Source organism: Flavobacterium chryseum (assembly GCF_004362015.1).
Taxonomy (GTDB): domain Bacteria; phylum Bacteroidota; class Bacteroidia; order Flavobacteriales; family Flavobacteriaceae; genus Flavobacterium.
The window spans coordinates 1-1,681 of record NZ_SNWW01000035.1 but is presented as its reverse complement, the minus strand read 5'-3'; the positions used below and the strand labels follow the sequence as shown (position 1 = coordinate 1,681).

Genomic DNA, 1,681 nt, shown 5'->3' with positions numbered 1-1,681 from the left:
TTTAGAATTAAAAACTGATTCGTATATTGTTCTGCTAAAATTAACTATGCCAAGTGGATACATTTTAAAATATCTGCTTTCAAACGTTTTTAAGTTTTAATAGAAACCATTTAGATTATGAAAAATTCATTAATGCTCTTCATCACATTCTTAGCTTTTGCAGCATGCTCAAAACATCAGGAAAAAAATATGTTGCTATCACTGGAATAGATTCTACATTGCGGCCTGGTGATGATTTTTTTCAATATGTAAATGGCAAATGGTATGATTCTATATCAATTCCTGCATCTCAAGCCGGAGTTGGTACCTATATGTTTATGAATTACCCACAACGAATACGCCTGCAGGGAATATTAGACAGTATTTCGCAAAGCAAGAATCCAGCAGGAAGTATAGCACAAAAGGTAGGAGACTTTTATGCATCAGGTATGGATACGATAACCATTAACAAACGCGGTTATGAACCTATCAAACCCTTATTTGCTAAAATTGAAGCAATTAGCGATTTACCGTCCTTAATGAACTTTGTAATTAATGAATTAAAAGTGAACAATCCTTCTATTATAGGCTTTACAGTGTCGCCCGATGAGAAAAACAGCATTATGAACATTGCTCAAATCTATCAAACGGGTATCGGCTTGCCTGACCGGGAGTATTATTTCAAATCAGATTCATCTACTGTTGCCATACAGGAAGCGTACAAAAAATACCTTACTACATTATTTCAACAGACCGGCAGCAATGCTCAGGAGGCTAAAAAGAATGCTAATGTGGTTTACGATATCGACAAAAAACTCGCCGTTTCGCATAAAACAAAGGTTGAACTTCGGGATGTGCAGGCAAACTATAATAAAATGGCTGTGACTGATCTTGCAAAAAGACATGTAAACATCAACTGGAATACTTTTTTAAATAATTTAGGAGCTCAAACCGATTCTATTAATGTTGGCCAACTTTCCTATTATGATGCCCTTAATAAGCTCTTAAAAACCATTCCCATAAATAATTGGAAAATTTACCTGAAAGCAACTTCTATGGAAAGGTATGCAGATGATTTAAGTAAACCTTTTGCTGATGCTTCATTTGAGTATACCAAAGTGCTTTCCGGTCAGGCTGTTCAAAAATCACGTGGCGAAAAAATGGCTAATGTTCTTGACAATTACTTAGGCGAAGCACTAGGTGAATTGTATTTAAAGAAATATTTTTCAGAAGATGCAAAGAAACGCATGTTAGTCCTCGTGAATAATTTGCAAAAAGCATATGGAAAAAGAATTGATAAATTGGAATGGATGAGTCCCGGTACGAAACAAAAAGCCAAAGAAAAATTGTTTGCAATGACCAAGAAGATAGGATATCCTGATAAATGGGGAGACTATAGCAAAGTAAATATAATAAGGGCTACCTATTTTGAAAATATGGTTTCGGCCACTACAGCTGCTTATCAATTTCAATTGGCAAAATTGGGTAAACCGGTCGATAAATCAGAATGGTATACTACAACTCCAACAGTTACGGCATATAATAACCCTACTGCAAATGAAATTGTTTTCCCCGCAGGTATTTTACAACCCCCATATTTTGATAATAATGCAGATGATGCATTAAACTATGGAGGTATTGGAATGGTTATAGGTCACGAAATAACCCATACTTTTGATGATCAGGGTGCCCAATATGACAA

General features: G+C 35.3%; 1 protein-coding gene. It reads left to right on the top strand.

Features of this window, described 5'->3' with window-relative positions; translation table 11 throughout:
* Positions 1-164 precede the first annotated feature (164 nt).
* The coding region (locus EV143_RS21355) for a M13 family metallopeptidase (protein ID WP_133509923.1) at positions 165-1,681 on the top strand (1,517 nt) is incomplete at its 3' end.